The organism is Chryseobacterium nakagawai (assembly GCF_900637665.1).
Classification (GTDB): domain Bacteria; phylum Bacteroidota; class Bacteroidia; order Flavobacteriales; family Weeksellaceae; genus Chryseobacterium; species Chryseobacterium nakagawai.
This window is the reverse complement of record NZ_LR134386.1, coordinates 4166684-4191562: the sequence shown is the minus strand read 5'-3', so window position 1 is coordinate 4191562 and position 24879 is coordinate 4166684. Positions and strand designations below refer to the sequence as shown.

Genomic DNA, 24879 nt, shown 5'->3' with positions numbered 1-24879 from the left:
AATTAAACGTATATAATGCTATTTGGCAGGAGGTGTTGCCATCGAATCCTTTTTCATCTTCATGCTGTCCGGATTCGTCATTTTTGTAGTCATTGTGTCTGTAGCAATGGGTGATGCAGCCCGTGTATTAGCTGAATCTTTGTTACTTGTAGACATAGATGACTCCTTGGTTCCACAGCTCACTGCAAATAATCCTATGCCGATAGCTGTTAACAATAACTTTTTCATACAATTTTATTTGGGGTGTTATAATGAAAAAACAACTATTATTCCTAACGGGGTGAGACAAATCGTAAAATATAGGTAAAGTTTGTTAAAAGATGTTAGGTAAGAAGGAGTGGAGGAGGTTGGGAGTATTAAATTATTAGAGAGTAGCAATAAAGTGTTTTTATGATGACAACTAATTAAGGGGATCTTGTGCCTCTCATTATTCTATAAAAAAGCCCCGGAATTAAAATTCCGAGGCTATATTGAAAAACAGACAAGAAACTACTCATTGTCCATTATTTATTGTTCATGATTATCCTAGGTATGGATATTTGTAGTCTTTTGGAGAAACAAAAGTTTCTTTTATGCTTCTTACAGATGTCCATCTAAGAAGATTCATTTTAGAACCTGCTTTATCATTAGTTCCTGAAGCTCTACCACCACCGAAAGGTTGCTGACCTACTACAGCACCCGTTGGCTTATCGTTGATGTAGAAGTTACCAGATGCATTTTCTAAAGCTTTATATGCCTCAGCAATTGCATAACGGTCTTGAGAAAACACAGAACCTGTTAATGAATAAGGAGAAGAAGAATCAACTAATTTAAGAGTTTCTTTCCAGTCCTGATCTTCATATACAAATACAGAAAGGATTGGGCCGAAAATCTCTTCTACCATACTTTCGTATTGAGGGTTTGTAGTTTCAATTACTGTTGGGTGTACGAACCATCCTTTAGAATCATCACAAGTTCCACCGATTGCTACAGTAGCTTCAGAAGATTCGTTTGCTCTGGTGATGTATCCTTTACATTTTTCGAAAGAATTTTTGTCGATTACAGCATTTACGAAGTTAGAAGTGTCTTCAGGAGAACCAACTTTAATAGTAGCCATCTGAGCTTCCATTACTTTTTTCACATCAGCCCAAAGTGACTTAGGTACATAAGCTCTTGAAGCCGCAGAACATTTCTGTCCTTGGTATTCGAAAGAACCTCTTACTAAAGCAGTAGCTACAGCTTCTACGTTAGCAGAAGGGTGAGCAATTACAAAGTCTTTCCCACCTGTTTCTCCAACGATTCTTGGATATGTTCTGTAGTTGTGGATATTGTCACCGATCATTTTCCACATTCCCTGGAATACCTTTGTAGAACCTGTGAAATGAAGACCTGCAAAATCTCTGTGAGCCAATACTTTCTCAGCAGTTTCTTTACCATCTGTAAAGATCATGTTGATTACCCCGGCAGGAAGACCCGCTTCAATTAACACATCCATGATTACTTTAGCAGAATAAACCTGCTTATCAGAAGGTTTCCAAACCACAACGTTTCCTAACATTGCCATACAAGTAGGAAGGTTTCCGGAAATCGCTGTAAAGTTAAATGGAGTGACTGCAAAACAGAATCCTTCTAATGGTCTATATTCTACACGGTTCCAAATTCCATTGTCAGAAACTGGCTGTTCAGCATACATTTCTGTCATGAATTCAACATTGAATCTTAAGAAATCGATGAACTCACAAGCAGAATCAATTTCAGCCTGGTGTACATTTTTAGATTGTCCGATCATCGTAGCTGCATTAATTACATCTCTATAAGGACCTGCTAAAAGATCAGCTGCCTTTAAGAAAATTGCTGCACGTTGTTCCCAACCTAGCTCATTCCATGCTTCTTTAGCTGCCAATGCCGCGTTGATAGCGTCATCCACATGCTGCATACCACCTTGGTAATAAAATCCGAAGTCGTGAGCATGATCCTGAGGAGATTGAAGTTGTACTTTATTATCAGTTTTTACTTCTTTTCCGTTGATAATCATTGGAATTTCAACCTTCTCAGCCCACATTTTCTTGTAAGTGTTGATAAGGCTTTTTACTTCTGGAGATCCCGGTTCATAAGAATTTACCGGCTCATTTACCGCTAATGGTACTTGCGAAATTGCTTTTGACATATTACGTTTTATTATTTTTTATTAAATTAAAATAAGTATGTTGTATACAAATTTACGACAATTATAAGGAAAGAAAAAAATCACACCTCTTTTTGTGAAATAAACTTTATTGAAAGATAATCGTTAATATATAACGTTTTTTTAATGTTGTATGTTGAAAATATCTGATATTTTTATTAAATCCTTTATATAGAAGAAAAAGATATACAGATTTGTCATAATTATTGGAATTGGGACAACCAAATATTTGTCATAGTTGATAAATAGTCCTTAAGTATTGTAAATAAAGGATTTATAAAGAAACGTTAAATTTATATAAAATTGCGTTTGTTGCGATTTTGAACATTTTAAATAATTTTTTTGATAGCCTGGGTTTTAAGATTTCTCTACTTTTACACCATTATTAATCAGGTATGAAAAAAAGAGTCATATTTTTCTCTTTTGTATTATTTTTCTCAGCTTTATGTGTAGGTATCTTTACACATACAGGGAAAACTAAATCATACGCTGATGTCTTATCAAAAATCAACCTTCTTCAGCAAAAATCGGATCAGCAGACCCAGCCTGAAATTTACAGTTTTTCAGATGCACAAGATGTCCAGGATTCCAATGATTGGGAGAAAGTGAAATTTGATTATTCAATACTTGCACAGCAGTGGATCAACTATTTCTTTGCAAAGTATACTTTTGAGACTCCCGTTGCGGCCATTCAAAACCGCGTTTATATTACAGCACCAAGATACATTCTGTATCATTCCCTGCAAATAGCAGGCTGCTAATCTTATTTTAAACTTTAATGATCTATTGTGGTTTATCCTGTTACAGGTATAGATCCATAAGCATTATTCCTCATTTTTAAATTTTTGAACTTATCTATTTGCCTTTTCAGAAAGGCGAACAGGATACTGTTTGTCCAATTTTAAATAAAAATACTATGCACTTAACACCGAGAGAAACGGAGAAGCTTATGCTATTTCTGGCAGGAGAGCTGGCTCTAAAAAGAAAGGCTAGAGGCCTTAAATTAAACTATCCAGAATCAATCGCATTAATCAGTCACTTTTTGCTTGAAGGAGCAAGAGACGGAAAAAAAGTAGCTGAACTGATGCAGGAAGGCGCTAATCTTTTAACTAAAGATGATGTGATGCCTGGCGTGGCAGATATGATCCACGATGTTCAGATTGAAGCTACATTCCCTGATGGAACAAAGCTGGTAACCGTACACAACCCAATCCGTTAATCCTATTTATTATGATACCAGGAGAAATTTTTGTAAAAGAAGGTACAATTATCTGCAATGAAGGCAGAGAAACTGTCAAAATCAAAGTAACCAATACAGGAGATCGTCCTATTCAGGTAGGCTCACACTTCCACTTTTTTGAAGTAAACAAGGCGATGAGCTTTGACCGCGAAAAGGCTTTCGGAAAGAGATTGAATATTGTGGCAAGTACTGCAGTGCGTTTCGAACCGGGAGAAGAAAAAGAAGTGGTATTGGTAGAAATAGGAGGAACCAAAAAAGCAATGGGCTTCAATAACCTTGTTGACGGACAAGTAGATTCTGAAGATCAGAAAAAAGCAAGCCTTGCAAAAATTGAAGAGTTAAACTTTAAAAATCACTAAGATGAGCTTACACGTAGACAGAAAGCAATACGCCAATATATTAGGTCCTACAGCAGGAGACAAAATCAGACTGGGAGACACTGAAATCATTATTGAAATCGAAAAAGATTTTACCCATTATGGAGATGAAGCCGTTTTCGGAGGTGGAAAAACCGTACGTGACGGGATGGGGCAGAATGTGACTGCAAAAAGAGACGAAGGGGTTTTGGACCTTTGTATCACAGGAGCAGTAATCATCGACCACTGGGGAATTGTAAAAGGTGATATCGGAATCAAAGACGGTAAAATCGTAGGGATCGGAAAAGCAGGTAACCCTGATACGATGGATGGTGTATCTCCTAATATGATTATAGGTGCTTCTACTGAAGTTCACGGTGGAAAAGGTTATATCGTAACTGCTGGAGGTATTGATACACACATTCACTACATCTGTCCTCAACAGATCGAAACATCTCTATACAGTGGAATCACCACTATGATTGGTGGAGGAACAGGTCCAAATGACGGAACAAACGCGACAACAGTGACTCCAGGAAAATTCAATATGCAGAAGATGCTTGAAGCAGCAGAAGAATATCCAATGAACTTAGGGTTCTTCGGAAAAGGAAACTGTTCAGCAGAAGAGCCTATCGAAGAGCAGGTGGAAGCGGGAGCTTTAGGAGTAAAAATCCATGAAGACTGGGGAGCAACCCCTGCAACGATTGATGCAGCATTAAAAGTAGCAGATAAATATGATGTTCAGGTAGCCATCCACACCGATACTTTAAATGAAGGAGGGTTCCTTGAAGATACCATGAGAGCGATCAATGGTAGAGTAATCCACACATTCCACACGGAAGGTGCAGGTGGAGGTCACGCACCGGATATCATCAAAGCAGCAATGTATCCCAACGTATTACCAGCTTCTACAAACCCTACACGTCCTTATACGGTAAATACAATCGATGAGCACTTAGATATGCTGATGGTATGTCACCACTTAAGCAAAAACATCCCTGAAGATGTGGCATTCGCAGATTCACGTATCCGTCCTGAAACGATTGCAGCAGAAGATATTCTTCACGATATGGGGGTTTTCAGTATCATGAGTTCTGACTCTCAGGCAATGGGTAGACCAGGGGAAGTGATCACAAGAACTTGGCAGACTGCAAGCAAAATGAAGGAGCAAAGAGGTGATCTAGCTGAAGATCAGGATAGCGGGAACGATAACTACCGTGCCAAAAGATATGTAGCTAAATATACCATCAATCCAGCAATTGCACATGGTATTTCAGAATATGTAGGATCTATTGAAGAAGGGAAATTAGCAGATTTAGTAATCTGGAAACCTGCATTATTCGGAGTGAAGCCTGAAATGATTGTCAAAGGAGGGTTTGTAATCGCCGCTAAAATGGGAGATCCGAATGCTTCTATTCCAACACCGCAGCCAGTGATCTACAGAAATATGTTTGGTGCCCACGGAAAGGCAAAATATGGTATTTGTGCCAATTTTGTTTCTCAGGTTTCTATTGATAACGGAACGATTGCTTCTTATAAATTAGAGAAAATGATTCTTCCGGTGAAAAACTGTAGGAATATTGGTAAAAAAGATCTTATTCATAACGATAAGACGCCTTTAATTGAAGTGAACCCTGAAAATTATAAAGTAACAGTAGACGGTGAATACATCACTTGTGAGCCTGCAGAGAAACTTCCTTTAACTCAATTGTATTATCTGTTCTAAGATAGATCTTATTCATAAACCTAAAACCTAACAGGTTTCAAAAACCTGTTAGGTTTATTCAACAACCCAAAAGATTTATCAGTGAATATTTTAAAAACAATTAACAATCATAGAACTACGTTTAGAATGAAATATTTAAATAAAACAGTTTTTTCTCTTGCTATAGCCGGGATGTCTTTACTTTCTGGTAAAGTAAGCGCTCAGTTTTTAGGAGGACACAGGTTGAAGAGTGATGAAGATGGACCCAAAGGACAATTTATGATGTATGGTTCATTGGATTATTCAAAAGTTACTACTCCTACCAGCAGCAGCAGTACAGTCTCAAGTGCACCGCTTGGAGTAGGATATTTTATCAATAATAATGACCTCGTTGGGGTTAATTATGCTTACTCGCAAAATTCTGTGAATCATAATGTTGTGTATAAACAAAATGAAGCCGGAGTTTGGTACAGTCCGTCTTTAATGCTTGGAAAATACTTCGTATTGATCGGGCAGATAGATGCTCATTATGTTTGGGGACAGCAACAGGCAACAACAGCAGACGCTATGCAGAACTTTAATGGGTTCCGCCTTCGTGCCTATCCTCTGATCGGAATTTTATTAGGGGGAGGCTGGGCCTTGAAATTCAAATTTGCAGAACTTTCAATGCTTCAGACTAAAACTAAAGAAGAAGGCTGGACGAAAAGTTACGTAGCAGGACTTAGTGGTTCAACATTCGGGGTTGGTATTTCCAAAAACTTTGACTTCAGAAAAAAATCGGCTAAAGATGATAATTAATCAAACCATAGGCAATCTCACCGAAAATCCTACAGAAAAGAATATAGATTATCTGGATCTGGAATGGTTTGAAACCACGAAAAGAATCCAACGTAAAAGAACCAGAAATGGAGTAGATGTTGCCATCAAGTTTCTAAAAGAAGGTCAGCGTTTGCGTGAAGCAGATATTCTTTTTGAGGATGCAGAAAAAGTAATTGCGATCAATGTGCTGGAAACAGAGGCAATTGTAATGGTTCCTGGCTCTTTATTGGAAATGGGAACAGTATGTTATGAAATCGGAAATAAACATATTCCGCTTTTCATCCAGGAAGATAAAGTATTGCTCCCTTTTGAAATGCCAATGTTCAGGTGGCTTGAAGCAAGCGGTTTTAAACCGGAAAGACAATCTGTAAAACTGCTTAACCTTCTTAAATCGAATGTAGAACCTCATGGACACGGAAGTCTTGGTTCCACAATTTTTACCAAAATCTTAAAAATGGCTGCTCCAAAAGATGAATAATATGAACATCAACTTTTTATCAGGACTCCTTCATCTGGCTGATCCTACACTTCCGATTGGTGGTTATACCCATTCCAACGGGCTTGAAACCTATGTACAAGAAAGGATCGTTCATAATGCAGAAACAGCAAAAGAGTTTGTACAGAATATGCTTCAGTATAATCTTAAATTCAATGACGGTGCTTTTGCGAAACTGGCTTATAAAGCAGCGGAAAAGGGAGATTTGCAGGCGCTCCTGGACCTTGACAATGAATGTAATGCGATAAAATGTCCGAGAGAAATTCGTCAGGCCAGTCAGAAATTAGGCTTAAGGCTGATAAAAATCTTCAAAAGAAGAGAAAGTTTTCCTCTGATGGAAGCGTTTGAAAAAGCGATTCAAAATAAAGAAGCCAATTCTCATTACTGTATCGTCTTTGGAGTCTATGCTTATTTAATGAAAATTCCTTTATACGAAGCATTGTTAGGATTCTATTATACTTCTGTTGCCGGGATGATTACCAATGCTGTAAAGTTGGTACCTCTGGGACAACTCGACGGACAGGATATTCTATTTGCTTTATATCCTGTTATGGAAAAAACAGTTTGGGAAACCATGGAACTGGATAGAGATATGGTAGGGCTTTGTAATACAGCTTTTGATATCAGATGTATGCAACACGAAAGGCTTTATTCAAGGCTTTATATGTCATAAAAAGATAAAGATATAAAAGGGCAAATGAATAGAATGTAAATATCCTTTGCTGAATGTAACGCCCTTGCAATCAAAAAAATATTCTCAATCAATAAAAAACCTTAGCGTTCTTGTCGCTAAAAAAATAAACGAACAACGTAAAATTTAGAAAAAATGGAAAATAGAAAATATATAAAAGTAGGAGTTGCAGGACCTGTAGGATCGGGAAAAACAGCATTATTGGAACGTTTAAGCAGAAAATTATTCGGAAAATATGATCTTGGAGTTATTACCAATGATATTTATACCAAGGAAGATGCTGAATTTATGGCTAAAAACAGCCTTCTTCCTCACGACAGAATTATTGGGGTAGAAACCGGAGGTTGTCCTCACACAGCGATCCGTGAAGATGCAAGTATGAACCTTGAAGCAGTAGATGAACTGGCAGCACGTTTCCCCGAAATTGAACTGGTACTTATTGAGAGTGGAGGTGATAACCTTTCCGCAACATTCAGTCCTGATCTTGCAGACGTGACGATTTTCATTATTGATGTGGCAGAAGGAGAAAAAATTCCTAGAAAAGGAGGGCCTGGTATTACAAGATCAGACTTATTAATCATCAACAAAATTGACCTTGCGCCGTATGTAGGAGCGAGTCTAGAAGTGATGGAGAACGATGCCAGAAGAATGAGAAAAGGAAATCCTTTTGTTTTTACCAACCTTAAAACAGATGAAGGGTTGGATAAAGTGATCGGATGGATCAAAAAATACGCTCTTTTAGAAGAAATTGAAGAACCGAACTTAGTAAGATAAATGGATAGTCGTTTAAATATTATCGCAGGATTCAAGGGAGGAGAGTCTTATGTGAAAGATCTTTATGTCTCACTTCCGTTCAGAGTTGTTTCTGTAGGGCAGAGAAAAAGTGACAAAAAGCTCTATCAGATGGTGATGAGCTCCTCCCCGGGAATTCTGGATGGTGACCATTATCATTTGGATGTAGCCCTTGAAAAAGGATCTTCTCTTCAGTTGCAGTCGCAGTCCTACCAGAGACTTTTCAATATGGAAGATAAAGCGGTTCAGGAACTGAATGTAATGATGGAGGATGAAACCTCTTTCGCTTACGTTCCACATCCTATTGTTCCGCATGAAGATTCTAACTTTAAGAGTAAGGCTAATGTTCATATCGGGAAAAACAGCCAGATCATCATCAGTGAAATTATTACCTGCGGAAGAAAGCATTATGGAGAGGTTTTCAAACTGAGACGTTTCCAGAACCTTATGGAAATCTATCATAACAATAAGTTGGTAGTAAAAGATAACGTGGTGATTCAGCCAGACCTGATTCCGATCAGCAGTATTGGTAATCTGGAACAATATACTCATCAGGGAACATTAATCTTCTACAGCACAAAAGAAAATGTAGATAAAAATGGATTGATCGAAGAGATCGTTGAAGCCGCAACTCAACATATTGAACATATGGAAGTAGGGGTTTCTGCTATGGAAGATAATGGTTTTGTAGTAAGAGCCTTAGGGCATGGAGGAGAATTGATGTACAACTTTTTTGTTTATGTGCAGGAAATTCTTTGGTCACTGGAGTAAGAATGGTAAGGCTAAGATCTGCATAATCTCAAAATCTACTAGAGAATACATTCAATAGAAGCGGGCTTTAGCCCGCGTCAATAAAAGGAAACCTTCCATTGGCTTTAGCCAAAACTTAATAAAGAATCTGAAATAACAGAATTAATAGAAAAATGGACAGTACAGTTTGGGCGCTTCTTTTAAGTGCAGTTTCAATAAGTTTTATACATACCGCTTCAGGGCCAGATCACTATCTGCCTTTTATTGTGATTTCAAAATCCAAGAAATGGAGCGGAATGAAAACCGCAATATTAACCGTAGTTTGTGGGCTTGGGCATGTCTTGAGTTCCCTGATCCTTGGTTTTATCGGAGTGTTTCTGGGCTGGCAGCTGAATAAGATCTCCTGGTTTCAGGATATCAGGGGGAATTTCTCAGGATGGGCCTTGCTGATCTTTGGAGGAGTTTATTTAATTTACGGTGTTATCCAGGCGATCAGAAATAAACCCCATAAACATTTCGATGTGATGGGGGATGATGTTTATGTGTATGAACACAATCACAGTGAAGTGGTAATGCCTCAAACAAGAATAAAAGTAACACCACTTGTTCTTTTCATGATCTTCGTAATGGGACCAAGTGAGCCATTAATTCCTTTATTATTCTATTCCGGGGTTAAACATTCCATGTCGGAAATTGCAGTACTGGTGACTTCATTTACCGTTACTACAGTTTTGACAATGCTTGGAATGGTTCTTCTGGGACGTTATGGCTATTCAACATTATTCAATACAGATAAGCTTGAAAGATATATGGGAGTTGTTAGCGGGGCGGTTGTTACCGTATGCGGAGTGGGGATGGTCTTTCTGGGATGGTAAATGAGAGATGGAGTTTGAGGGTCGGAAAGCGAGAGGATTTGAGAGTGGGAGGTTTGATGTTTAAGGTTATCACCTTTTCACTAATGACTTCTCATTCACTATTCACTTGCGAAGCAAAATTGACTATTGACTTTTAAACTTGCAATGTCTCTCATCTCTTAGTCTATTATCTCTCATCCCTATCCAATATCTCTAATCAATAATACAATTAAAAAAACTATGAACGAATTTTTCAAAAAACTACCTTTTTTAGACAATGTTTTAAAAGGAATCGGGCAGATTATGCTTCAGGAAAACAGATGGACTGGCCTTCTGTTTCTGATAGGAATCTTTATGGGGAGCTGGGAATGTGGAGTTGCGGTATTGCTTTCAACAGCGGCCGGAACATTTACAGCGATGAAGCTTAAATATAATCAATCTGAAATTAATGCTGGACTGTACGGTTTCAGTGCAGCGCTTGTAGGAGTAGCATTGGCCTTTTTATTTGAAACAACAATCTTAATTTGGGTACTTATTATATTAGGCGGAGCATTGGCAGCTGTTATTCAGCATTTTTTTATCCAAAAGAAAATTCCGGTATTTACTTTTCCTTTCATTGTGATTACATGGATCTTGGTATTTTCCTTACATCATTTTACACATATTCCACCATCTGCCATGTTGAGCGCTGAGGTGATTCCTTCAAAATACGATGACTTTCTTACCTGTACCAATGGTTTTGGGGAAGTGATCTTTCAGGGTGGTATACTTTCAGGAATGATTTTCTTTCTGGCGGTTTTTATCAGTTCACCCATTGCTGCATTGTATGGATTAGCAGCTTCTATTTTAGGAGCCGGATTATCACAATTAAATGGGGAGCCTATTCAAGAAATCCACATGGGATTATTCGGATTTAATGCGGTACTTTCAGCTATTGTATTTTCTGGCGTTAAAAAAACAGATGGTTTATGGGTACTGATCGCCGTTCTTTTAACGATTATCATTGATGATCTTCTCATCGATAATCACTGTCTGGATGCAGTAGGTGGAGTATTTACTTTCCCATTCGTAGCCGGAACATGGATAACCCTTTTAATTCAAAAAGTAATTCTTAAAGCAAAGGCATAGACTTGGGTTGGGGATTCTAGAGTTTGAAGGTTTTAGAGTTTGAGAGTAGGAATATTCAAGGTTGTGATCCTTTCACTGGTAATTGGAATTTCAAAATTTCCTATTGAATTTTAAGACTAAAACATCTATCATCTCTTCGTATATTATCTAATATCCAACCACTAATCTCTAATTTAACAAAACAAAAAATGAAAATAACTAAAATAGCAGCCGCTTTTCTTGTCATGACATTCAGTGGAAAAATGATGGCACAAGAGGCAGAAAAGCAGTTGCAGATCAAAGATGCAGAAGACAAATTTCCAATAGCAGACGTATTGGTGAAATATGACCACGGGAACTCTCACACTCATACGGGAACAGACGGTACTTTTACGGTTCCTGTCAAATCACTTCCTGATACTTTAATCATCAGCCGTCAGGGATATGATGAGGTAAAATGGGTGGTTACCCATGATGATGATAAAAACAAAGTTATCTTTTTACAGCATAAACCATTTCAGATCTCCGAAGTTGCTATTAATCATAGTTCTTTTTTATCTGCAATTACGAAGGTCGATTTGAATAAATTTCCTGTTAATTCAGCACAGGATTTATTAAGAAAAGTACCAGGATTGTTTATTGCACAACATGCTGGAGGAGGAAAGGCTGAGCAGCTTTTTTTAAGAGGATTTGATGCCGATCATGGAACTGATGTAAGCGTGAATGTAGATGGAATGCCCGTGAATATTGTCTCTCATGCTCATGGACAAGGATATTCTGATCTTCACTTTGTAATTCCTGAAACGGTAAATAATATTGATTTTGGAAAAGGAGCTTATTATATGGACCGGGGAGATTTCAATACGGCTGGGTATGTAGACTTTCAAACGTATAATGGCTTAAAAAATAGTATGATTAAGCTTGAAGGTGGTTCATTCAATTCAAAAAGAGTTTTGGGGATGTTCAATATTCTGCATGATGATCTGGGAAGAAAGAATGCTTATATCGCAGCAGAATATAATTATACAGACGGACCTTTCGATGTAAAACAAAATTTCAACAGGGTTAATATTTTCGGGAAGTATAACCAATGGCTTACCGATAACGATTACTTCAATATTCAGTTTTCAACATTCAATTCCTCATGGAATGCTTCCGGGCAGATTCCGGAACGTGCGGTAGACGAAGGAATCATAGGCAGATGGGGAAGTATTGATCCTACCGAAGGAGGGAAAACTTCCAGAACAAATCTTCAGATGAACTTTAAACATATTATTTCTTCTTCTGAACAGATTGATGCGATGGCTTTCTATTCAAAATATAACTTCAACTTATATTCTGATTTTACATTCTTTTTAAAAGATAAAGATCACGGAGATGAAATTCAGCAGACCGACGGAAGAAATATCTATGGTGCAGAAGTAAAATATACCAAAAGCTTCTCTCTTCCGAATAGTTCATTAAACTGGATTTCCGGAATTGGTCTAAGAAATGATGATATCAATACCTTACAACTGAACCACGTTTACCACAGAGATATGCTGCTTGACAGACTGTCTGATGTAAACGGAACAGAAACCAATCTTCATGCCTATTCAGGTTTGATTTGGAAAACGGGAAAATGGACGATTAATCCAGCAGTAAGGGTTGACCATTTTATCTTCAATATGCATAATCTGCTGGATCCCGAACAGCTGCCTTCAGGGCAATCAAAAGAAGCAACAAGAGTAAGTCCTAAGCTGAACTTTTCGTATGCCCAGAATGATAACGTCATGTGGTTCCTGAAAACAGGGATGGGATTCCATTCTAATGATATGAGAGTAGTAGTGACCAATAAAAATGAGAATACTCTTCCTTATTCCATTGGAGCTGATTTCGGAGTAAGATTACACCCGTTAAAATCATTGATTATTACTCCTGCCGTGTGGTATATGGATCTTCAGCAAGAGTTTGTATATGTAGGAGACGATGCCGTAGTAGAGCCATCCGGAAGGTCAAGACGTTTCGGAGCTGATCTGGGAATCCGTTTTCAGCCGTTGGAAAACTTTTATCTGAATGCAGACATCAATTATTCTCATGCAAGATTTATTGAAGAAGAAAAAGGACAGGATTATATTCCATTGGCACCCGTAGTGACCAGTACAGGATCTGTAAACTGGGATTTCCTAAAAGGATTTTCTTTAGGCCTTCAGTACCGTTATCTTGGTGAAAGACCAGCCGTAGAAGACAACAGTATTAAAACAAAAGCTTATTTCGTTAATGATCTGATGCTGTCTTACAACCGTCAGAAGTGGGGAGCAAACATTCAGGTTAACAACCTGTTTAATGTAAAATGGAATGAAGCCCAGTTTGCTACAGAAACCCAATTGAAAGGCGAAGCCGAACCTATCACAGACCTTACCTATACACCGGGAAGCCCGTTTGGGGTTAGAGTGGGTGTATATTACAAGTTCTAGAGTGGGAGTGTTTGAGAGTGAGGATGATAATCTTAAAGCTGAAAGATTTTTGCGACAGAACCAATGATTTTCAAATAAACTCATTCTCAAATTTTCAAATCCTCTTAAGTGCTACTTTATAAATTTTGTTTAACTTTAATTTATCATAATATCGGATATGGAAGTATTATCCAATTTTCAGTATAAAAAACTTTTTCTGCCCAATATCACGGAGAAAATACTAGCTAATAATGCAGATATACAGCTTTACCGGATAGAAAATTACCTTAAAGGAATTTTGATGCCAGTGATCCCATACCGTACTACATTTAACTTTATTATTTTCGTTACCAACGGACATATCAAGCAATATCTTGAAAATAAAGAATATCATGCTGAAAAAGGCGGCGTAATTTTTATTAAACAAGGAACGATTACTGCTACGGTAGAACTTTCCGATGATATTGAAGGATTCTTTCTTGCCTACGAAAATAATATCCTCTCTGAGCAGGAATTACCCAAACATAAGAGCAGTATTTTCTTTATGACCCCTTTCCTGAATCTGGATAGTCTGACCTATGGAACGATTACACAACTTCTTCCCATTATGGAACAGGAATTATGGCTGAATAATCTGAATATTAATGATGTTGTAGTCACGATGCTTCATCTTATTCTGATCAAAATGCTGAGCACAGATTCAGATACTCATCATAAATCAGCTACACGTCCGATGGAGCTGTCTCTTCAGTTTCGGGATCTTTTATTCAAATATCATGTGGGAGAAAAGCGGGTGGCCTTTTATGCATACAAACTATCCGTAACAGAAAGTTACTTGAATAAATGTGTGAAAAGTGTGACTCAAAAATCCCCCAAACAATGGATCAACGAGATTGATATCAATTACAGCAAGGCACTACTGCATTCCAGTAAAGACATTGCGGAAATTGCCTACGAGTTGAATTTCCATACAGCTTCTCATTTTACCCAGCTTTTCAAAAAAATTGCAGGAATTACACCGAAGGAATACAGAGCTCAGTTTTTGAACAATAGAGTTTCGGGATAGTTTGGAAGCTGGAAGAGGGATGCTGAAGGTGCTATCGGACAGTATTGTTATGAATGTAGTTTTTAATTGAGATTATTTTAGATAAAAAGTCAACAATTGATTTTTCAACATTCAATACTTCCGTCTCCTAGCCTGCGTCTTCCAGCCTAAAAACCGCTATAACTTTTCATTTTCCAGAATCTTAATCACTAGCTTTTCTTCCTTCGTTAAGTCTGCCTTTCCATCATTTTCTTCAATGATTTCCAGTTCGTCAAGATATTTTTTGATGGTGTTGTTTTCGTAAAGATTGATCACTAAAGGATGAACATAATATTTTCTGCAGACAGTATTGGTATTTCCCAGATGTTCAGCAACAATATCTAGGGCTTCCTTTACATTTTTTTTATATTGTGTATCATTTTCAGCATATCCTATTTCTTTGAAAGCAATCAAAGCATTCACCGTTCCAGACCAGGTTCTGAAATCTTTGGCTGTAAAATCATCACCGCTTATTTCCTTAATATAGTCATTGACCATTCCGGAGTCTATAGAATGCCGGTTTCCTTCATCATCCAGATACTGGAAAAGTTCCCTGCCGGGAATATCCTTACATTTTTGTACCAGTCTTGCCAATCTTTTACTTCTGAGATCAACATGATGTAAAATGCCTTTCTTTCCTTTGAATGAAAAAGTTATTTTTTGTCCTTTGATTTCAACATGTTTACCCTTTAAAGTGGTTAGTCCAAATGAGCCATATAGTTTTTCATAAATAGTATTTCCGATACGGATATTCGTTCTCTGCATGAGACTAACGATCAAGGCGAGTATTTTCCGTTTTTCAAAATTCCTTAAAGCGAGATCCTGTTCAATATGAAGCCTGATGTTTGGTAAAGCATATCCAAACTGAAGCATTCTGTAAAATTTTGTATGATTTCTTAGAGCACTCCATAAAGGGTGATAGCGGTATTGCTTTCTTTTTTTAACATCAAAACCTGTTGCCTGAAGATGGCCATTTTCCAAAGTACAGATCCATACATTTTCCCATGCCGGAGGAATAACCAGTTTATTGATTCTAGTTATTTCTTCCCCATCACGGATTTTTTCTCCGTCCTTATAATAGGAATACCTATTCCCTGTTTTTTTACGCGTGATTCCGTCAGTTTCTGCATCGGTGGTATAAATGAGATGTACCGCCTTTGCAGAAGCTTCCGGATCCTTCATGATTTTAACAATCTTTGATGGCTTAAGGCGAGAAATGATCTCTAAATCTGCATTCTTCTCCATAGAAAATGGTTAAGAGTTTTTACCCTTCGAAAAAATCAGTAAAAGAATCACTACAATTACACAGACTAAGAAAATTCCCCACCACATTCCGGCCTTAAAAATTGTTCCTACTGCTTCACAACTTGTTAGTGTTAACAAACTTAATATCGTAATACTGTAAAAGCTCCATTTTTTCATAAGTAATATTTTTGGTGTTTATTAAATTCTGAGTTTGTCAGCTTTCCAATTTTTGATTGATCTTTTAATCTCATCTCCGGAAATATTTTCATGCAGAGCTCTATACAAAAGCTCTTTAAACTCATCATCATAGGTAAACCTTAGGGCTGCAATCTGATCAAACCTTAATTTTTCAACTGTTTCATCAGACCTTTTACTAAAGATCTCAAAATATCGCTGCCTAAATTCAAGGATCACTATACGGTTCTGAAGTCCTAATGCATAATGTTGTCTGGTCATAAATGCCAGATAAAAAAGCAGAAAAATTACAATTGAAAATAAAATCCATATCAGTTGATTATCGGGATCGTTCCAGATTTTATAGATTCCTAAAATCTCCAGGATAATTAATAATGGAAGATAAATAAAATGATGAGGTGGATAAAATTTTCTGTGGTTATTATAGTTCTGCTGTTTCATAGGATGTAATGAAGCAATAATCTTTCCAAAATAATATTATTTTAATAAAAAATAACATTTTATGGTATGAATTTTATTTTTTTGAAATATATACATACGTTGAATCTAACTTTATTGTCTATCAATTTATATGATTAAAAATAGAACCGTTTTATTTGAGCCATATAGTTATATAGGCTAATGTGGTTACAAAAAGGATTTGCACAGATGTTTATGTTGAATCTATGAGGATTATTAGCCTTTAAAAACGATCTATTTATTAACCACCAATGCACTAATGTTTTTTATTTGTGTATTAGTAGCTATTAAGAAAACAAGATTATCGGTGTTTCTAATTAAAATTCATAAAAAAATAACAGATCATAAGGAAAATAGGGACTTCATTTGATCCTTTAACTTCAAATTTTTCGTAACTTTCGGTGTTTAAAAATGAAAAGAATGACTTCAAAGGAAAAAGTTGCTGCGCTTCGCGAAGAAATGCAGAAAAATAATGTTGATGCATTTATCGTATATTCTGCAGACCCGCACATGAGTGAATACCTTCCTGAAGAATGGCAGGAAAGAGCTTGGCTTTCAGGGTTCTTAGGTTCTGCCGGTTTTGTGGTAGTCACTAAAGACAAAGCTGGGCTTTGGACAGACGGAAGATATTTTACACAAGCTGCTATTGAACTGGACGGTTCAGGAATCGAACTTTTCAAAGACGGAATAGAAGGAACTCCTAATTATATAGATTGGATTATTTCTGAAATTCCAGCCGGAGGTAAAGTGGCTGTCAATGCTTTAGCTGCTTCTAATGCCAACTGGGAACTACTTTCTCAAAAATTTAATTCAAAAAATATTACCCTTGCTGATATGCCCCTTCTAAAGGAGGTTTGGAAAGAAAGAGGGACCCCATCCACTAACCCCATCTTTGTACATCCTGTAGAAAGAGCTGGTAAATCTGTAACGGATAAACTGTCTGCCATCCGTCAAAAAATGGAAGAGCAGGAGGCAACCGTTCACATTATTTCAAGCTTAGATGATGTGGCATGGACATCCAACCTGAGAGGAAGCGATGTACAGAGCAATCCTGTATTTTTAGGATATATTGTTATCACTAAAAATGATGCAGTGCTATTCACTGGTTTGGAAAAGCTTGACGTAGAAGCCAGAAAGCAAATGGATGATTCTTTTGTGAAAATGATGCCTTACGAAGAATTTTATAACTATCTGAAAGCTTTCAAAAATGAAAAAATATTGGTTTCTCCAAACAGCAACCAGCAGATTTTTGAAATATTAAAGGCAGACAACCAATTTATCAAAGCTCCCGTACCAGGAAACCTGATGAAAGCTCAGAAAAATGAAACTGAGTTGGAAGGTTTCAGAAAAGTAATGATAAGAGATGGAGTAGCCATGGTAAAATTCCTTTACTGGCTTACTCACAATGCAGGAAAAGAAGCGATGAACGAATATTCTATCGGTGAGAAACTGAGAGGTTTCCGTGCAGCTGGTGAAAACTTTGTAGGGGAAAGTTTTGGTTCCATCGTTGGATATAAAGATAATGGGGCTATCATGCACTATTCTGCTAAAGAAGAAGGAAGCAAGGAAGTCACCAATGAAGATACGATCCTTGTAGATTCAGGAGGTCAGTATCTTGAAGGAACTACAGATATTACAAGAACTTTTTCGCTGGGAACACCTTCAGAAGAGTTCAAAAGAAACTCTACTCTGGTATTACAGGGATTGATTCGTTTATCAATGGTAAAATTCCCTAAAGGAACAAAAGGAGTACATCTTGATGCCATTGCAAGGCTTCCGTTATGGATGGAAGGTAAAGATTTCAACCATGGAACAGGCCACGGAGTGGGAAGCTTTATGAACGTTCACGAAGGGCCACAAAACATCAGAAAAGATTTAAACCCTCAGGATCTTCTTCCGGGAATGGTTTGTTCTAACGAACCTGGATACTATCTTGAAGGACATTACGGAATCCGTCATGAAAATCTTATCGCAGTGAAAGAAGCAGAGAAAACTATTCATGGAACATTTTATGAATTTGAAACATTAACGTTCTGCCCGTTTTTTAAAGACACAGTGGTAAAAGAAATCCTTTCAGAAAGTGAAATTGCATGGCTGAATGATTATCATAAAACATGTGAAGAGAAACTGGCTCCTCATTTGGAAGGAGAAGTTAAAGAATGGTTCTTACAGCTGGTAAGCCCACTTTAATAAAAATTAAAGTAGATGTTGAATAATTTTAAACATTGAACTTTATAATACTAAACAAATTAATTGTTAGATCAGTAAAAGTCCTGTAAGTTTCTTGCAGGGCTTTTTTGTTTATACAACCGTATTTTTACGGATAAAATTGTAGGGATTCTCCTGATGATGGGAATTGCAGCTCTATTTATCTTTGTACCAACAAAACATCATTCATATCTTCATATAATAACTTAGTTATTCAAAACGGTAGATCATCCCATCCTGGGATGATTTTTTTCTTGAGTTTGGAATAGAGAATGTAGATTTTAGTAGGTTTGAAGAAGAGAACTGGAATATGAAAGTTATGAAGATCAAAAAAAGAGATATTTTTTCTTTTCAACTTATTTATAGGGGCTAAGAGTAATTATATCATTAGCAATAATTTCCAATTTCCAGCTATTTCCCTCTAACTTCCTTCATCTAAGCTTAGTATTCTAATAAGTTTTATTTATTTTCGCGACACAAAGAAACCAAAATAAAATGGTACGTGATTTTTTTCGGAGTTTTGAGCTGTTCTCAGAAAATGAAATTGAAGAGTTTTTAAAGCTATTTGAAATCAGAAAAGTTAACAAGAACGAGTATTTCATTCAGGAAGGTGAAAAATGCAGAGAAGTGGCATTTATACAGTCAGGAGTCTTCCGTTCTTTCTATCTTTCTGATGACGGAAAAGATATGACCTATTGTTTCAGGTTTCCCAATACAATGATGGCTGCTTATTCATCATTTATTTCCGGAAGTTTAAGCAAAGAAAGTATGCAGGCGATTACAGATGCAGAACTGCTTATCCTGAAGAAAGAAAAAATGGATGCTCTTATCCAGGACAATCTCAACTGGACCAAATTTTTAAAGATGATTGCTGAACAGGAGTATCTTGAGCTTGAAAATAGATTTTTTCAGCTTCAGAGAGACAGTGCCAGTCAACGGTACGCGGCACTTCTTAAAAATTATCCTGATTATATTCAGAGAATTCCGTTACAGTACCTTTCTTCCTACCTTGGAATTACACAACGGCATTTAAGCCGTATCAGAAAGGAGATTTCTTTTTAGACATTTGTCCTGTTTATTGACTTGCCAGCTCTATAATTTTGTCAAAAAAAATAAATGGAGCACAATATTCTGATTATTGGAGGAAACGGATTGGTGGGCAAAACGATTGCCCGTATTTTACAGAAGAGAAATCCTCATCTCAATATTTTTATTGGCGGACGTAAAGGTGAAAATTTAAATAAAAATTTAAAGATTGATGTTACTGATCCCAGTACTTTTCAGGTTATTAATGATCAAAAAATAAATCTTATCATTCTTTCTGTGAATGATAAATCTGACCATATTCTGAAATATGCTATTGCTCATCATATTGATTACCTGGATATCACCAAACCTACTCCCGCTTTGGTAAAAGCTTATGATATTGCAGGAAAATCAGAGATTAACAGTAGAATTGTTTTCAGCTCGGGCTGGATGGGTGGAATAGTACCCGGATTAACTAATGCACTAACAAAAGATCCTGATCATATTCAGGGAGTCAAGCTATTTGTATATTATTCTGTTAAAGATTTAGCTGGTGAAAGTTCTGCCCATTTTATGGCGGAGAATGTTGCCGTTCCTTTTCATGATTATAAAAATGATAAACCCAATTCTATCAGACACTTTTTAGATACGGAAACTTTTGATTTTTCTTTCGGAATCGGGAAAAGGAGTGCCTATAATTTTGATGTTCCTGATCTGTATATCCTGAACAAGGTTGAGAGAGTTCCTAATGTGAGTGTAAAAATGACTTATAATTCTAAGTTTATTACTTGGCTGTTGGGGAGTTTTCAATATCTAAGAATCTTTGATATTTTATCTTTAAAAGAAAGAAAGATGGTTTTCGGATCGAGTGGAAATGGAGATCAGGCTGTCTTTGAACTAGTAGTACAAGATAAAACAGGCAATAAAAAACTAAGTCTGCAAAGTATAAAAGGACAAGCGGAATTAACAGCTTTATCAGCGGTTCTGCATACAGAAGAATTATTGAGAAACCCCCATGAAAACAATGTGTATTTCAGTCATCAACTGCATGAGCCTTTATCATTATTGGCTCAGCTTAATGCCTATGAAACAATTAATATCAATATAGCACAATGAAAAAAATAGCCATAATCAACGGTCACCCCAATAAAGAATCTTTCAATTTCGGAGTGGCAGAAGCTTATAAAAGCGGAGCCTTGGAAGCAGGAGCAGAAGTAAAAGAAATTACCATTGCAGAATTAGATTTTAATTCTAATTTGCAGTTTGGGTATCAAAAAAGAATGGAGCTGGAGCCGGATTTGTTGAATGCCTGGGAAATTATTCAATGGGCAGATCATCTGGTTTGGATACATCCGATTTGGTGGGGAGGCTTACCTGCTCAGATGAAAGGTTTCATCGATAGGCTCTTCCTTCCTGGATTGGCTTATAAATACAGGGAAAACTCTTTATGGTGGGATAAGCTTTTAAAAGGAAAAACCGCACATATTATCACCACAATCGATCAGCCTGGTTGGTATTACCGTTTGATGTATGGAAGACCAAGTGTGAATCAACTTAAAAAGTCAACGCTGGAATTCTGCGGAATAAAACCGGTTAAAGTAACCTATCTGGGAATCATCAGGACTTCTAATGAAGAACAGCGGAAAACATGGCTGAAGAGCGTAAAATCATTGGGACAGAAAATGAAATAGAATCAAATAAAAATGGAAGCTGGAAATTGGTATAAATACTGTATAATTTCCAGTTTCCTTTCTTTTATAATCCTTTTTTTCCTTCAATCCAATACGCTTGTGATCTGATGCATCTCGCAGAAACTCCTTTGGCTTTAAGAAATTTTTTAATCAATGACATGCGCTCACCATTTCCTGTAAGATAAAAAATAGCATCATCATTATAGATTGTTTCCCTTTCTTCTCTCAAAAAATCGGTTAAGGCTTCTATAATTCTCATAGTGCTGTTTTTAGGACTGTGATAGCCATATAAATTGAGGCTTTCCAAAGCCTGAGATTCTTCCAGCTCATGAAGACAGATGAACGAAGAACCGCACTCTTCTACAGCTTCTTTGATAGAAATGGAACTTCCTAATGAAGTTTCATCTCCTATTGAGAAATGGATTTTTGCATCCGGTTCAAAAAAACGTTTTCCTCTGGGCATTAATATTTTTATCGAATCTCCAATAGATAAACTAGCTACAAAGCGGCTGCCCACCGCTGAAGTATCATGGATATGAAATAAAACTTCAAACGTTCCCGCTTCTCTATTAAAATTGAAGGGTGAATAATTCCTAAAATCCCTGTCATTGATTCTAATTCCGATAGCATAAGCAGGTTCAACCTGAATATCCTGTAAATCGGTTTCAAAACGTACAAGGTGAAGGTTTTGTGAAATAACTTCTATATGAATGACTTTACAATCTTTAAATTTTGAAGACCATACGTTTTCTACCGTATCGTTGATCCATTTTGGTAAACTTGGCATAAATAATTTTTACTGCAAAGAAAGTTTCAAAATTAAAATATACCAATAGCCATTTCATGGGAATGATTGGATAATTCGTGGTTGGTGATGTAGAAAAAAGGGCGTAGATAAAATGAGAGAAGAGAAGGTCTTATGTATAACGAAGAAAACGAAGTTTAGCTATCTGTTGGCAGTTCTAAACTCTGAAGGGGATTGATCTTCCAATTTTGAAAACAATCGGCTAAAATAGGCGTGATCATTATATCCCAATTCATAGGCGATTTCCTTTACAGTAAGGTGAGTGAATGCCAATAATCGCTTCGCTTCAATTAAAATTTCCTGATGGATCCAGTGCTGCGCAGGTTTACCGGTTACCTCACGAATTGCTTCGGTGAGATATCCCCTTGATATATTGAGTTTCTCTGCATATTCGGATGGACTTTTCATGGTTTTGTAGCTTCGCCGTACCATGATTTTGAACGCTCTTGTCAGTTGTAAAGAACGATTTTCATTACCAATATGAGAAGAGTTTTCTTTTGAATAAATTAAGGCGAACATCCCTATAAAAGAATACAATAAGGATTGAATGACCAAAGAACCTTCTTTGGAGGCCTGCATCTCATCTGTGTAAAAGGTATGAAGTATAGCTGCCATATTATTAAACTTTTCTATCCATATTGTATCCACTATCAGAGGCTGTATTCCTTCCAGAGACTCCTCAAAGACAGAGCGTACAGGATCCGGAACCAAATCAGATTGTATGGCTACAAACCAGCCGTTTACTTTATCCATTAAAAGGCCCTGATGTACTTGTCCGGGTAGTACACAGAAAATAGTAGCGTTTTTAGCTTCAATGATCTTGAAATCAACCATCATCTTTACGTGTCCACTCTCCATGAAAGTAAAAATGTAATGGCTGTCGCGATGTATTCCTTTATCTATAAGAATATCCTCTGCATGATAGGTATTCCGATCCATTCTTTTGATATGGAAACGGTGCTTGGAAATATCACTTAAATCATAAGTAGGAATAGAATGCTTCATTTTTTTGGAACTGGTTTTACAAAGCTACAATAATATGTAAAATCTGCTTTAATGGTTTTAATTCAGAATACAAAAAAATCTCCGATGATGACCGGAGATTCTGAATTATTTTTTGATAACCTTATGAGAGGTCTGCTTTCCTGCTTGTTTGATATTTAAGAAGTACAATCCTTTAGTCAAATCTGAAAAATTAACATTGGTTGTATTTCGGAAGATCTGATCTTTAAAAAGAAGCTTGCCATTTGCATCTGTCAGGTTGAAACTTGCTTCAAGGTTATTATTCATCATAATAGTCCCATTAGAATGTACCGGATTTGGATAAAACCTAATGTGGTTTGGTTGATGATTCTCTTCTTGTGTTGCCAATGTTCCGGAATTAAAATTAATACGAGAGGTTGTAATGAAGGCACTATATTCAGCTTTAGAGGAGACAATACAATAATTATCTTTTAAAGTGACTTTTGCAGGACCTCCATTAACACTACTTATTCCAAAGAAGCCAGCCAAAGGCACTCCATTGTTTGGAATATTACCACCAAAATTGTTGTCAATCTGACCATTATTTTTTAAATTAATAAAAGCATCCTGTTTTCCTCCTGAACTTGCAGTACTTACATAATAAATACCTATAAGAATGTCTCCGTTTGGACGGGTTGTTATACTACTGAAATTAACGCTAATCCAAGGGTAATTGATGTTTTTTACTCCATTTGTTCCAAAAGAGCTATCAATGGTTCCATTTTGAAGGTATCTTGTAATATTTAATTCAGTTCTTGATCCGCTTACAGATCGCGAATAAGCCGTGATGATCTTGCCATCGGGTTGAATGTGAGTATTAGTCCCTACAAAGCCAATATGAGCATTGTTTGGGTAGGTATTATCTATAGTTCCTGAAATAAGATCCATTCTCTTTAGAAAAGATGTGGGTGTATTTCCTTGATATCCTGTACCAAGGTAATATAAGTAAGGTCCGGTTAATATAAGTTCTGAAGCGATTGAAGTATTATAATTACTGCCATAATCAACATCAAATTCTCCCTGATTAAATATACTTGTTATAGGATTTCCAAATTCATCAAAGCATCCGATCACAGATTTGGCCGTATTCTGAGGAGTGGTATAGGAATGGGCGATAAAGTATTTTTCATTATTCTTAACCATGTAGGCAAAACCACTATGACTTAAATATTTTGAAGGATCAGTAAAGATTTTTTTAAAACCACCTACTCCAAAACTCTGATCCAATGTTCCATTGGGTAAAATAGAAATAAGACTTGGACTAAGACCTTCACGGGAACCAACACACAGAAGTACTTTACCACTGTTTGTCACTTCAAATGTCTGTAAAGGTACTGAAGAAGTAGCAGGATGTCCTATAGCTTCAGCTATGTTCAATACACCGTTTGTTCCGAAGTTTAGATCTCTATATCCATTGGGCAGATACTTTTCAAGATACATGGTTTCCATGGTATAACGGTCAGGAGTTGTATCATACAGCATGTAAACATTTCCATTGCTGTCGATTTTGTTTCCAAAACAGGAAGCATAATATCCCTGATTAGTGAAAGTACCGTTGGTCCATTGTTTTGTTTGAGAATAGCCTTGAATGAATATCAAAAAGGCAAAAAAAGAAATAAAATTTTTCATTAAAATGGTTATTGTATATTTTTTATTGAATGTCTGTGAGAATATAAAACATATACCTAGTTAGAATTATACAGGAAATTACAAGGAATTCTTATTGCATTAAAC

General features: G+C 36.6%; 25 protein-coding genes. 17 read left to right on the top strand and 8 right to left on the bottom strand.

Annotated features, from left to right (window positions below; translation table 11 throughout):
• Nucleotides 1–18: 18 nt before the first annotated feature.
• Both EL260_RS18830 and pruA read right to left on the bottom strand, forming a co-directional pair.
• Nucleotides 19–228: a cytochrome C551 gene (locus EL260_RS18830; RefSeq protein WP_123857014.1), complete on the bottom strand. Its 210-nt coding sequence runs from the start codon at nt 226–228 to the stop codon at nt 19–21.
• A gap of 292 nt (nt 229–520) precedes the next feature.
• Nucleotides 521–2146, bottom strand: a complete 1626-nt coding sequence (gene pruA, locus EL260_RS18825) for an L-glutamate gamma-semialdehyde dehydrogenase (RefSeq protein WP_123857012.1) — start codon at nt 2144–2146, stop codon at nt 521–523.
• Nucleotides 2147–2559: 413 nt separating this feature from the next.
• On the opposite strand from pruA, the gene EL260_RS18820 reads away from it, so the two are divergent.
• The 13 genes from EL260_RS18820 to EL260_RS18760 all read left to right on the top strand — a co-directional run bounded on the left by EL260_RS18820 (nt 2560) and on the right by EL260_RS18760 (nt 14475).
• Entirely contained in the window at nt 2560–2925 is a 366-nt protein-coding gene (locus EL260_RS18820) for a hypothetical protein (protein ID WP_123857010.1), read from the top strand.
• Nucleotides 2926–3080: 155 nt separating this feature from the next.
• Nucleotides 3081–3383 (top strand): urease subunit gamma, encoded by a 303-nt coding sequence (gene ureA, locus EL260_RS18815; RefSeq protein WP_089690243.1) that lies wholly within the window; start codon nt 3081–3083, stop codon nt 3381–3383.
• 11 nt (nt 3384–3394) lie between these two features.
• A complete protein-coding gene (gene ureB, locus EL260_RS18810; RefSeq protein WP_123857008.1) occupies nt 3395–3763 on the top strand; it encodes an urease subunit beta in 369 nt (122 codons plus the stop codon).
• 1 nt (nt 3764) lies between these two features.
• Nucleotides 3765–5486, top strand: coding sequence for an urease subunit alpha (ureC, locus tag EL260_RS18805; protein ID WP_123857006.1), 1722 nt, complete (start codon nt 3765–3767; stop codon nt 5484–5486).
• 126 nt (nt 5487–5612) lie between these two features.
• The gene (locus tag EL260_RS18800; RefSeq protein ID WP_123857004.1) at nt 5613–6263 is read left to right on the top strand and encodes a hypothetical protein; all 651 of its coding nucleotides are present in this window, start codon (nt 5613–5615) and stop codon (nt 6261–6263) included.
• A complete protein-coding gene (gene ureE / locus EL260_RS18795; protein WP_123857002.1) occupies nt 6253–6762 on the top strand; it encodes an urease accessory protein UreE in 510 nt (169 codons plus the stop codon). Before EL260_RS18800 ends, ureE begins: the two co-directional genes overlap by 11 nt.
• A gap of 1 nt (nt 6763) precedes the next feature.
• Nucleotides 6764–7453, top strand: coding sequence for an urease accessory protein UreF (locus EL260_RS18790; protein ID WP_123857001.1), 690 nt, complete (start codon nt 6764–6766; stop codon nt 7451–7453).
• 153 nt (nt 7454–7606) lie between these two features.
• Entirely contained in the window at nt 7607–8245 is a 639-nt protein-coding gene (ureG, locus tag EL260_RS18785) for an urease accessory protein UreG (protein ID WP_045499433.1), read from the top strand.
• On the top strand, nt 8246–9034 hold the full coding sequence (locus tag EL260_RS18780) for an urease accessory protein UreD (RefSeq protein ID WP_123856999.1): 789 nt from the start codon (nt 8246–8248) through the stop codon (nt 9032–9034).
• Nucleotides 9035–9186: 152 nt separating this feature from the next.
• On the top strand, nt 9187–9888 hold the full coding sequence (locus tag EL260_RS18775; RefSeq protein ID WP_123856997.1) for a hypothetical protein: 702 nt from the start codon (nt 9187–9189) through the stop codon (nt 9886–9888).
• 219 nt (nt 9889–10107) lie between these two features.
• Nucleotides 10108–10995 (top strand): urea transporter, encoded by an 888-nt coding sequence (locus tag EL260_RS18770; RefSeq protein WP_123856995.1) that lies wholly within the window; start codon nt 10108–10110, stop codon nt 10993–10995.
• 188 nt (nt 10996–11183) lie between these two features.
• A complete protein-coding gene (locus EL260_RS18765) occupies nt 11184–13430 on the top strand; it encodes a TonB-dependent receptor (RefSeq protein WP_123856993.1) in 2247 nt (748 codons plus the stop codon).
• 157 nt (nt 13431–13587) lie between these two features.
• The gene (locus tag EL260_RS18760; RefSeq protein ID WP_123856991.1) at nt 13588–14475 is read left to right on the top strand and encodes a helix-turn-helix domain-containing protein; all 888 of its coding nucleotides are present in this window, start codon (nt 13588–13590) and stop codon (nt 14473–14475) included.
• A gap of 156 nt (nt 14476–14631) precedes the next feature.
• On the opposite strand, the gene EL260_RS18755 is transcribed toward EL260_RS18760, so the two are convergent.
• From EL260_RS18755 to EL260_RS18745, 3 genes are read right to left on the bottom strand one after another with little or no spacing between them, the layout of a single operon-like run.
• Nucleotides 14632–15738 carry a DNA topoisomerase IB gene (locus tag EL260_RS18755; RefSeq protein ID WP_123856989.1) on the bottom strand — a complete coding sequence of 369 codons (1107 nt, stop codon included), beginning with the start codon at nt 15736–15738 and terminating at the stop codon, nt 14632–14634.
• Nucleotides 15739–15747: 9 nt separating this feature from the next.
• Nucleotides 15748–15915, bottom strand: coding sequence for a phosphatidate cytidylyltransferase (locus EL260_RS18750; RefSeq protein ID WP_123856988.1), 168 nt, complete (start codon nt 15913–15915; stop codon nt 15748–15750).
• Between the two features lie 21 nt (nt 15916–15936).
• Nucleotides 15937–16374: a DUF6526 family protein gene (locus EL260_RS18745; RefSeq protein WP_123856986.1), complete on the bottom strand. Its 438-nt coding sequence runs from the start codon at nt 16372–16374 to the stop codon at nt 15937–15939.
• Nucleotides 16375–16812: 438 nt separating this feature from the next.
• On the opposite strand from EL260_RS18745, the gene EL260_RS18740 reads away from it, so the two are divergent.
• From EL260_RS18740 to EL260_RS18725, 4 genes are all read left to right on the top strand, one after another.
• Entirely contained in the window at nt 16813–18582 is a 1770-nt protein-coding gene (locus tag EL260_RS18740) for an aminopeptidase P family protein (protein WP_123860581.1), read from the top strand.
• Nucleotides 18583–19095: 513 nt separating this feature from the next.
• Nucleotides 19096–19662 (top strand): Crp/Fnr family transcriptional regulator, encoded by a 567-nt coding sequence (locus EL260_RS18735; RefSeq protein WP_123856983.1) that lies wholly within the window; start codon nt 19096–19098, stop codon nt 19660–19662.
• Between the two features lie 54 nt (nt 19663–19716).
• Nucleotides 19717–20742 carry a saccharopine dehydrogenase family protein gene (locus EL260_RS18730; RefSeq protein ID WP_123856981.1) on the top strand — a complete coding sequence of 342 codons (1026 nt, stop codon included), beginning with the start codon at nt 19717–19719 and terminating at the stop codon, nt 20740–20742.
• Nucleotides 20739–21317: an NAD(P)H-dependent oxidoreductase gene (locus EL260_RS18725; protein ID WP_123856979.1), complete on the top strand. Its 579-nt coding sequence runs from the start codon at nt 20739–20741 to the stop codon at nt 21315–21317. The genes EL260_RS18730 and EL260_RS18725 overlap by 4 nt, the downstream gene beginning before the upstream one ends.
• A gap of 64 nt (nt 21318–21381) precedes the next feature.
• Here EL260_RS18725 and EL260_RS18720 read toward each other — a convergent pair whose 3' ends face one another.
• The 3 genes from EL260_RS18720 to EL260_RS18710 all read right to left on the bottom strand — a co-directional run bounded on the left by EL260_RS18720 (nt 21382) and on the right by EL260_RS18710 (nt 24774).
• Nucleotides 21382–22104: a siderophore-interacting protein gene (locus tag EL260_RS18720; RefSeq protein ID WP_123856977.1), complete on the bottom strand. Its 723-nt coding sequence runs from the start codon at nt 22102–22104 to the stop codon at nt 21382–21384.
• A gap of 159 nt (nt 22105–22263) precedes the next feature.
• On the bottom strand, nt 22264–23127 hold the full coding sequence (locus EL260_RS18715; RefSeq protein ID WP_123856976.1) for a helix-turn-helix domain-containing protein: 864 nt from the start codon (nt 23125–23127) through the stop codon (nt 22264–22266).
• Between the two features lie 105 nt (nt 23128–23232).
• Nucleotides 23233–24774: a T9SS type A sorting domain-containing protein gene (locus EL260_RS18710; RefSeq protein ID WP_123856974.1), complete on the bottom strand. Its 1542-nt coding sequence runs from the start codon at nt 24772–24774 to the stop codon at nt 23233–23235.
• Nucleotides 24775–24879 lie beyond the last annotated feature (105 nt).

Excerpts from the sequence above, each read along its gene's own strand:
- EL260_RS18830 (WP_123857014.1), bottom strand. The coding sequence starts at position 228 with ATGAAAAAGTTATTGTTAACAGCTATCGGCATAGGATTATTTGCAGTG.
- pruA (WP_123857012.1), bottom strand. The coding sequence starts at position 2,146 with ATGTCAAAAGCAATTTCGCAAGTACCATTAGCGGTAAATGAGCCGGTA.
- EL260_RS18820 (WP_123857010.1), top strand. The coding sequence starts at position 2,560 with ATGAAAAAAAGAGTCATATTTTTCTCTTTTGTATTATTTTTCTCAGCT.
- ureA (WP_089690243.1), top strand. The coding sequence starts at position 3,081 with ATGCACTTAACACCGAGAGAAACGGAGAAGCTTATGCTATTTCTGGCA.
- ureB (WP_123857008.1), top strand. The coding sequence starts at position 3,395 with ATGATACCAGGAGAAATTTTTGTAAAAGAAGGTACAATTATCTGCAAT.
- ureC (WP_123857006.1), top strand. The coding sequence starts at position 3,765 with ATGAGCTTACACGTAGACAGAAAGCAATACGCCAATATATTAGGTCCT.
- EL260_RS18800 (WP_123857004.1), top strand. The coding sequence starts at position 5,613 with ATGAAATATTTAAATAAAACAGTTTTTTCTCTTGCTATAGCCGGGATG.
- ureE (WP_123857002.1), top strand. The coding sequence starts at position 6,253 with ATGATAATTAATCAAACCATAGGCAATCTCACCGAAAATCCTACAGAA.
- EL260_RS18790 (WP_123857001.1), top strand. The coding sequence starts at position 6,764 with ATGAACATCAACTTTTTATCAGGACTCCTTCATCTGGCTGATCCTACA.
- ureG (WP_045499433.1), top strand. The coding sequence starts at position 7,607 with ATGGAAAATAGAAAATATATAAAAGTAGGAGTTGCAGGACCTGTAGGA.
- EL260_RS18780 (WP_123856999.1), top strand. The coding sequence starts at position 8,246 with ATGGATAGTCGTTTAAATATTATCGCAGGATTCAAGGGAGGAGAGTCT.
- EL260_RS18775 (WP_123856997.1), top strand. The coding sequence starts at position 9,187 with ATGGACAGTACAGTTTGGGCGCTTCTTTTAAGTGCAGTTTCAATAAGT.
- EL260_RS18770 (WP_123856995.1), top strand. The coding sequence starts at position 10,108 with ATGAACGAATTTTTCAAAAAACTACCTTTTTTAGACAATGTTTTAAAA.
- EL260_RS18765 (WP_123856993.1), top strand. The coding sequence starts at position 11,184 with ATGAAAATAACTAAAATAGCAGCCGCTTTTCTTGTCATGACATTCAGT.
- EL260_RS18760 (WP_123856991.1), top strand. The coding sequence starts at position 13,588 with ATGGAAGTATTATCCAATTTTCAGTATAAAAAACTTTTTCTGCCCAAT.
- EL260_RS18755 (WP_123856989.1), bottom strand. The coding sequence starts at position 15,738 with ATGGAGAAGAATGCAGATTTAGAGATCATTTCTCGCCTTAAGCCATCA.
- EL260_RS18750 (WP_123856988.1), bottom strand. The coding sequence starts at position 15,915 with ATGAAAAAATGGAGCTTTTACAGTATTACGATATTAAGTTTGTTAACA.
- EL260_RS18745 (WP_123856986.1), bottom strand. The coding sequence starts at position 16,374 with ATGAAACAGCAGAACTATAATAACCACAGAAAATTTTATCCACCTCAT.
- EL260_RS18740 (WP_123860581.1), top strand. The coding sequence starts at position 16,813 with ATGACTTCAAAGGAAAAAGTTGCTGCGCTTCGCGAAGAAATGCAGAAA.
- EL260_RS18735 (WP_123856983.1), top strand. The coding sequence starts at position 19,096 with ATGGTACGTGATTTTTTTCGGAGTTTTGAGCTGTTCTCAGAAAATGAA.
- EL260_RS18730 (WP_123856981.1), top strand. The coding sequence starts at position 19,717 with ATGGAGCACAATATTCTGATTATTGGAGGAAACGGATTGGTGGGCAAA.
- EL260_RS18725 (WP_123856979.1), top strand. The coding sequence starts at position 20,739 with ATGAAAAAAATAGCCATAATCAACGGTCACCCCAATAAAGAATCTTTC.
- EL260_RS18720 (WP_123856977.1), bottom strand. The coding sequence starts at position 22,104 with ATGCCAAGTTTACCAAAATGGATCAACGATACGGTAGAAAACGTATGG.
- EL260_RS18715 (WP_123856976.1), bottom strand. The coding sequence starts at position 23,127 with ATGAAGCATTCTATTCCTACTTATGATTTAAGTGATATTTCCAAGCAC.
- EL260_RS18710 (WP_123856974.1), bottom strand. The coding sequence starts at position 24,774 with ATGAAAAATTTTATTTCTTTTTTTGCCTTTTTGATATTCATTCAAGGC.